At 72.7% G+C, this 7,384-nt stretch carries 7 protein-coding genes and 1 tRNA gene; 5 read left to right on the plus strand and 3 right to left on the minus strand.

Annotation, left to right across the window (positions count from 1 at the left end):
• Window positions 1-129: 129 nt before the first annotated feature.
• Window positions 130-507, minus strand: a complete 378-nt coding sequence (locus AB0L21_RS20075; protein ID WP_365785425.1) for a YchJ family metal-binding protein — start codon at window positions 505-507, stop codon at window positions 130-132.
• Window positions 508-680: 173 nt separating this feature from the next.
• Here AB0L21_RS20075 and AB0L21_RS20080 point away from each other — a divergent pair, with 173 nt between their 5' ends.
• The 3 genes from AB0L21_RS20080 to AB0L21_RS20090 are packed head-to-tail and all read left to right on the plus strand — an operon-like array spanning window position 681 to window position 3,434.
• Window positions 681-989, plus strand: coding sequence for a dsRBD fold-containing protein (locus AB0L21_RS20080; RefSeq protein ID WP_365703818.1), 309 nt, complete (start codon window positions 681-683; stop codon window positions 987-989).
• Between the two features lie 11 nt (window positions 990-1,000).
• A complete protein-coding gene (locus AB0L21_RS20085; protein ID WP_365703820.1) occupies window positions 1,001-2,305 on the plus strand; it encodes a phosphoribosyltransferase family protein in 1,305 nt (434 codons plus the stop codon).
• 10 nt (window positions 2,306-2,315) lie between these two features.
• Window positions 2,316-3,434 (plus strand): CapA family protein, encoded by a 1,119-nt coding sequence (locus AB0L21_RS20090; protein ID WP_365785426.1) that lies wholly within the window; start codon window positions 2,316-2,318, stop codon window positions 3,432-3,434.
• Window positions 3,435-3,444: 10 nt separating this feature from the next.
• On the opposite strand, the gene polX is transcribed toward AB0L21_RS20090, so the two are convergent.
• On the minus strand, window positions 3,445-5,172 hold the full coding sequence (gene polX, locus AB0L21_RS20095; protein ID WP_365785428.1) for a DNA polymerase/3'-5' exonuclease PolX: 1,728 nt from the start codon (window positions 5,170-5,172) through the stop codon (window positions 3,445-3,447).
• Between the two features lie 62 nt (window positions 5,173-5,234).
• A tRNA-Leu gene (locus tag AB0L21_RS20100) sits at window positions 5,235-5,322 on the minus strand.
• 216 nt (window positions 5,323-5,538) lie between these two features.
• Here AB0L21_RS20100 and AB0L21_RS20105 point away from each other — a divergent pair.
• Together AB0L21_RS20105 and chpH are read left to right on the plus strand one after the other, a co-directional pair.
• Window positions 5,539-6,864: a M20/M25/M40 family metallo-hydrolase gene (locus tag AB0L21_RS20105; RefSeq protein ID WP_365703826.1), complete on the plus strand. Its 1,326-nt coding sequence runs from the start codon at window positions 5,539-5,541 to the stop codon at window positions 6,862-6,864.
• Between the two features lie 164 nt (window positions 6,865-7,028).
• Window positions 7,029-7,262 carry a chaplin ChpH gene (gene chpH, locus AB0L21_RS20110; protein WP_365785430.1) on the plus strand — a complete coding sequence of 78 codons (234 nt, stop codon included), beginning with the start codon at window positions 7,029-7,031 and terminating at the stop codon, window positions 7,260-7,262.
• The last annotated feature ends 122 nt before the right edge of the window (window positions 7,263-7,384 follow it).

The raw sequence follows: 7,384 nt of genomic DNA on the forward strand, positions 1-7,384 counted from the left end.
CGCAGATCGGAGGTGTCGGCGGAGTGCCGCAGGTTCGTGATCGTGACGCTGTCGTCGCCGAAGCCGAAGCGGAAGTCGTCCGCCCGGAGGGCGGACGACGGGAGTTTGACGACAGGACCTTAGCCCGGGCTACTCGCCCAGGAAGTCCCCGTCCACGTACACCCACGCCCCGTCCACCCGCTCGAACCGGCTCCGCTCGTGCAGCGAGCCGCCCCGGTAGGAGGCGCGGAACGTCACCGTGCCGGTGCTGTGGAAGGCGGATCCGTCGGCGGTGTCCAGGATCTCCAGCCCGGTCCACCGCATCCGCGGGTCGAGGTCCAGCCGGGCGGGCCGGGTCCGGGGATGCCAGGTGCGCAGCAGATACCCCGCGTCCCCCGTGACGAACGCGCTGTACCGCGAGCGCATCAACCGCTCGGCCGTCGGCGCGGTCGCCGAGCCCGCGTGGAAGCGGCCACAGCAGGCGTCGTAGGACCGGGGGAGTCCGCAGGGGCAGGTGCGCGAGGTCATGACCCACATTCTGCCCGCGGCAGGGGAGGCGTCCGCCGCGGGTCGGGTGCACAGTGGAAGTGCCGGACCGCGGCGCCCCGTAGGAGCGCCGGGAACTGCGCGACCAGCCACGACGGACCGGCCCACGGCCGGCGGCCCGTCGCGGCACGATCCGCGGAGCGAGGTGGCGGACGATGACCGGACCCATGAGCAGCCGTCCCGCCGTCAAGGAATGGCGGCTGAACCTGTACCTGTCCGAGCACGATCCGGACACCACGGCCCGGATCATCCTCGACACCGGCGACAACGTCCTGGAGAGCCACGCGGAGGCCCGCCGCAACCCCTACGACCCGGCGATGCCGGAGATCGGCGACGAACTCGCCGCCGGACGCGCGCTCATCGCCATGGGCCGCATGCTGCTGCGCGCCGCCGACGGCGACATGAAGGCGACCGGAGCCGCCGACACGGACGCCCCGGCGCCGCTCTGGCAGCCACGGGAGTGAAGGAGCCCACCGTGCACTTCACGAACCGCCTGGAAGCGGGACGGAGACTGGGTGAACGCCTGGAGTACCTCAGGGGCCAGGACGTCGTGGTGCTCGGGCTGCCACGGGGAGGGGTACCGGTCGCCGCCGAGGTCGCCGAGGCACTCGACGCGCCCCTGGACGTCTGCCTGGTGCGGAAACTGGGCGTGCCGTACCAGCCCGAGCTGGGCATGGGCGCGATCGGCGAGGACGGCGTCCGCGTGATCAACCAGGAGGTGCTGCGCGGCACCGGGGTCTCCACCGCGGACCTCGCTCGCGTCGAGGAACGCGAGCGCCGGGTCCTGGAGCAACGGGCCGGGCGCTACCGGGGCGCCGCACCCCCCGTCTCCGTCGCCGGCCGGACCGCCGTCGTGGTGGACGACGGTGTGGCCACCGGCTCCACCGCGCGGGCCGCCTGCCGGATCGCCCGCGCGCGGGGCGCCGCCCGCATCGTGCTGGCCGTCCCCGTGGCCCCCCGGGACTTCGCCCGGCGACTGGGCGGGGACGCCGACGAACTGGTCTGCCTCGACACCCCGTGGCACTTCGCCGCGGTCGGCCAGTTCTACGCCGACTTCGCCCAGGTCGAGGACGAGGAGGTCACCGCTTGTCTGCGCCGGGCCGCGAGCCGCCACCGGCACACCGTGGGCGCCGGGTCCACCGACCGGGAGGTGACGGTGACCGCCGGCGGCGCCCGGCTGGGCGGACGGCTCACCGTGCCGGAGGACGCCACCGGCGTCGTGGCCTTCGCGCACGGCAGCGGCAGCAGCCGGCACAGCCCGCGCAACCGGTTCGTCGCCGAGGGACTGCACCAAGCCGGCCTCGGCACCCTGCTGTTCGACCTGCTCACCGACGCGGAGGAGGCCGACCGGGGCAACGTGTTCGACATCGCCCTGCTGGCCGGACGGCTGCTGGACGCCACCCGCTGGCTGCGCGAGGAACCCGGCACCGAAGGCCTCGCCGTCGGCTTCTTCGGCGCCAGCACCGGCGCCGCCGCCGCCCTGTGGGCCGCCGCCGACCCCGACGCACGGCCCGCCGCCGTCGTCTCCCGCGGCGGCCGGCCCGATCTCGCCGGACCCCGGCTGGCCGCGGTGACGGCACCCACCCTGCTCGTCGTCGGCGGCGCCGATCCGCAGGTCCTCGCACTCAACCGGGAGGCACAGGCACAACTCCGCTGCGAGAACCGGCTGGAGGTGGTCCCCGGCGCCACCCACCTCTTCGAGGAGCCCGGCACGCTGGAACGGGTGACCGAGCTGGCACGTGACTGGTTCACGGACCACATGGCACCCGCGCACGTATAGTCCCGCCGCCATGGGCGACAAGGCCGTCACCCTGTTCCTCGCCGGTGACGTCATGCTCGGCCGGGGCGTCGACCAGATCCTCCCGCACCCCGGCGACCCGGCCCTGCGCGAGGACTACGTCCGCGACGCCCGCTCCTACGTGGCCCTGGCGGAGACCGCCAACGGACCGGTGCCCCGGCCCGTGGACCCCGCATGGCCCTGGGGCGAGGCCCTGCCCGTGCTGGAGGGTGCCGCCCCGGACGTGCGGGTGATCAACCTGGAGACCGCCGTCACCCGGGACGGCGACTTCGCACCCGGCAAGGGCGTCCACTACCGGATGCACCCGGCCAACCTGCCCTGCCTCGCCGCCGTCCGACCCGACGTCTGCGTCCTCGCCAACAACCACGTGCTCGACTTCGGTCCGGCCGGCCTCGCGGAGACCCTCGACTGCCTCGCCGCCGCCGGGCTGCGCACCGCCGGGGCGGGCCCGGACGCGGACGCGGCCTGGCGCCCGGCGGCCGTCCCGCTGCGGCCGGGCGGACGCGTCCTGGTCTTCGCCTTCGGGATGCCGTCCAGCGGCATCCCGCACAGCTGGGCCGCCACCGCCGAACGCCCGGGCGTGGCCCTCGTCACCGCGCCGACCACCGCCGCCGCCACGGACTTCGCCGACCGCCTGCGGCGCACCGAGCGGCGGCCCGGCGACGTCGTCGTCGCGTCCGTCCACTGGGGACCCAACTGGGGTTATACGGCCTCCCGTGCCGAGGTCCGCTTCGCCCACGCGCTGATCGACGCGGGCGTCGACGTCGTCCACGGGCACTCCTCGCACCATCCGCGCCCGCCGGAGGTCTACCGGGACCGGCTCGTCCTGTACGGCTGCGGCGACCTCGTCGACGACTACGAGGGCATCGGCGGCTACGAGCGCTACCGCGACGACCTGCGGCTGCTGTACCTGGTGTCGGTGGAGCCCGGCACCGGCCGGCTGACCGGTCTGCGGATGGTGCCCTTCCAGGCGCGCCGGCTGCGCCTGGAGCACGCCTCCGCCGAGGACACCGCCTGGCTGCGCACGGTCCTCGACGGGTACGCCCGCGGCCTCGGCACCCGGGTCGAGCACGGCGACGGCGGCACGCTCACGGTTCGGGCGCTGCGGTGACCCCGGACGCTCAGGGGCGCCCGCCCTTCCGCAGGAACCTCCGCAGCCGGGCCAGCGGCCAGGTGTTGATCACGTCCTCCTCGGTGAGCCAGCCGCGCTGCGCGGTCGCCACCCCGTAGCGCAGCTGCCCGAGGTGCGGGACGGAATGCGCGTCGGTGTTCACGGCGAACTTCACCCCGTGCTCCCTGGCCCGCAGGATGTCCTCGTCGCGCAGGTCCAGCCGGTCCGGCTGGGCGTTGACCTCCAGCGCGGTGCCGGTGCGCGCGCACGCCGCGAACACCTCGTCCCAGTCGGCGTCGACACCCGGCCGCTTGCCGATCAGCCGGGTCGTGGGGTGTCCGACGATGTTGACGTACGGATGCTCGCAGGCCCGCACCAGCCGCCGCGTCATCGCCCGCCGGTCCAGGTCGAAGTGGGAGTGCAGCGAGGCCACGCACAGATCGAAACCGGCCAGGAACTCCTCCGGCCAGTCCACCTCCCCGTCCGGACCGATGTTCAGCTCGGTGCCGTGCAGCAGCCGCATCCGGCGCCGGGTGCCGTCCAGCTCCCGCAGCCGCTCCCGCTGGGCGAGGATCTTCTCGTCCGTCATGCGCTGCATGTACAGGTTGGGCGCGTGGTCGGTGACCGCGTAGTACGCGTGACCGCGTTCGGCGGCGGCCTCCACCATCGCCTCCAGCGAGGCCAGGCCGTCCGTGAGATCGGTGTGCGTGTGCAGGTCGCCGCGGATGTCCCGCTCGGTCACCACCTCGGGCAGGCCGTCGCCCAGCGCCGCCTCGATCTCCCCGCGGTCCTCGCGCAGCGTCGGCGGGATCCACGGCAGGCCGAGCCGCGCGTACACCTCCTCCTCGGTGCGGGACGCTACGGACTCCCCGCTCCCGGTGTCGAACACGCCGTACTCGGAGAGCTTCAGCCCCTGGTGCACGGCGATGGTCCGGGTGCGGATGTTGTGCGCCTTGGACCCGGTGAAGTACTGCAGCGCGGCGCCCCACGACTCCGGCGGCACCACCCGCAGATCGACCTGGAGCCCCTTGCCGGTGCGCACCGACGTCTTCTTGGTACCCCGCGCGATCACCTCCGCGGTGACCGGCAGCTCGCACAGCGCGTCCATGAACGGCGCCGACCGCCGCGCCGAGACCAGCACGTCCAGGTCACCGACGGTCTCCCGCATCCGGCGCAGCGAACCGGCGTACCCACAGCGCTCGCAGCCCGTCACGGCGGACAGCTGGGCGACGATCTCCTCGGCGGTGTCCAGCGCCAGCGACAGCGGCACCCGCGCGCCCGCCCGCTGGAGCAGCTCGATCCCGTGCCGGATGTTCTCCTGCGTCTTCTCGCCGAAGCCCTTCAGATCCGCCAGCGCGTCCGCCTCGATGGCCGCCGCCAGCTCGCTCACCGACGAGATGTGCAGGTCCTCGTAGAGCCGCAGCGCCTTCTTCGGCCCCAGGGTCGGGATCGTGATCAGCTCCCGCACCCCCGCCGGGATCTTCGCCCGGCGCTCCTCCACGACGGCCATCGTGCCCGTGCGCAGATACTCGGCCACCTTCTCGGCGATCGACCGGCCCACGTTCGGGATCTCCCGCAGCCCGTCGGCGTCCAGCGTCGAGATGTCCACCGGATACCCGCCGATCGCCCGCGCCGCCTTCTCGTAGGCGCGCGCCTTGAACGCGTCGCCTCCGGTGATCGCGATGAGATCGGCGTACTCCTGCAGAAGCGCCTCGACCTCGCCGTTACGCCGAGCCACCCCTCAAGTCTAGGAAGCGGCGCCGGGGCACGCGAAAGGCCCCTGCTGAGCAGGGGCCTCACTGGTGTCCGAGGGGGGACTTGAACCCCCACGCCCGATAAAGGGCACTAGCACCTCAAGCTAGCGCGTCTGCCATTCCGCCACCCGGACAAGGTGTCTGTCGTGCGAGGTCTGCCTCTCGGCGGGGTTTCCCTCGCGGCGACGAAGGAAACATTACCAGGCTTTCGAGGGTGGCTGATCACCCCCCGGCGCCGGGGCCGGTCGCGCGTGAACGGCGTGTGACGGGCCGGGACCGGTCTTGGGCCCGGGGCGGCGCCGGAGAGAGGATGACAGGGACCACCAGCAGTGACAGTGGGAGGAAGCAGCGTGAGCGAGACGGACACGGCCAGAAGCGTCACCGGCGAGGACGAGGTCGTGGACCTCTGCCGCGAGCTGATCCGGTTCGACACCAGCAACTACGGCGACCACTCCGGCCCCGGTGAGCGCAAGGCCGCCGAGTGGGTCGCCGAGAAGCTCGCCGAGGTCGGGCTGGAGCCGAAGATCTACGAGTCGCACCCCGGCCGCGCCTCCACGGTGGCCCGCATCGAGGGCGAGGACCCGTCCCGGCCCGCGCTGCTCATCCACGGCCACCTGGACGTCGTACCGGCCAACGCGGTGGACTGGACCCACCACCCGTTCTCCGGCGAGATCGCCGACGGCTGCGTGTGGGGACGCGGGGCCGTCGACATGAAGGACATGGACGCCATGACGCTGGCGGTCGTCCGCGACCGGCTGCGCGGCGGGCGCCGGCCGCCGCGGGACATCGTCGTCGCCTTCCTCGCCGACGAGGAGGCGGGCGGCACGTACGGCGCCCGGTACCTGGTCGACCACCACCCCGAGCTGTTCGAAGGCGTGACCGAGGCGATCAGCGAGGTCGGCGGCTTCTCCTTCACCGTGGACGAGCAGCGGCGGCTCTACCTCATCCAGACGGCCGAGAAGGGCATGCACTGGATGAAGCTGACCGTGGCCGGGACGGCAGGGCACGGCTCGATGATCCACCGCGACAACGCCATCACCGAACTGTCCGAGGCCGTCGCCCGGGTCGGCCGGCACAAGTTCCCGGTGCGGGTCACGAAGACCACCCGGGCCTTCCTCGACGAACTGGGCGACGCGCTCGGCATCGAGCTGGACCCGGAGGACATGGAGTCCACCCTCGCCAGGCTCGGCGGCATCGCCAAGCTCATCGGCGCGACCCTGAGCAACACCGCCAACCCCACCCAGCTGAACGCCGGGTACAAGGTCAACGTCATCCCGGGCGAGGCCACCGCGCACATCGACGGACGCTTCCTGCCCGGCCACGAGGAGGAGTTCCTGGCCGACCTCGACCGGCTGCTCGGCCCGAAGGTCCGCCGCGAGGACGTGCACGCCGACAAGGCCGTCGAGACCACCTTCGACGGCGCCCTGGTCGAGGCCATGCAGGCCGCCCTGCTCGCCGAGGACCCGACCGCCAAGGCGATCCCGTACATGCTCTCCGGCGGTACCGACGCCAAGTCCTTCGACGACCTCGGCATCCGCGGCTTCGGCTTCGCGCCGCTGAAGCTGCCGCCGGAGCTGGACTTCGCCGGCATGTTCCACGGCGTGGACGAGCGGGTGCCGGTGGACGGCCTGCAGTTCGGTGTGCGGGTGCTCGACCGGTTCATCGACGCGTCGTGAGCCCGGGCCCCCGCCCGAGGGCGCGCACCGTGGTAATCGGGCAGCCGTACGGGACCGACTGAGAAGGGTGAATGCGACGATAGGTTCGTAGCTTCATTAGTTCCTCCTCGTTGCATCTGATGTGACCCCGCGCCTTGGGGTCGCATTGCCAACAAGGAGGAAGAATGATCAAGAAGGTCGTCGCTGCTGCGGCTGCCACCGGTGGGCTGGTTCTCGCGGGCGCGGGCCTGGCCGTCGCCGAATCCGGTGCCCAGGGTGCCGCCGTGCACTCCCCGGGCGTCGGGTCCGGCAACGCCATCCAGGCGCCCGTGCACGTCCCGGTGAACGTGTGCGGCAACACGATCAGCGTGATCGGGCTCCTGAACCCCGCCGCCGGCAACGCCTGCGTCAACAAGTGACGCCGGCTCCCTGAGGGGCGTCTTTTACGAGCCGTCGGCGCACGGGCGCTGGGGCGCCGGCAGCCCGACCCGCCAAACTGGACGACGCAGGAGAGACTGGAGCGAGGTCGGATTAGAGGGAG

The organism is Streptomyces sp. NPDC052721, assembly GCF_040678315.1.
Taxonomy (GTDB): domain Bacteria; phylum Actinomycetota; class Actinomycetes; order Streptomycetales; family Streptomycetaceae; genus Streptomyces.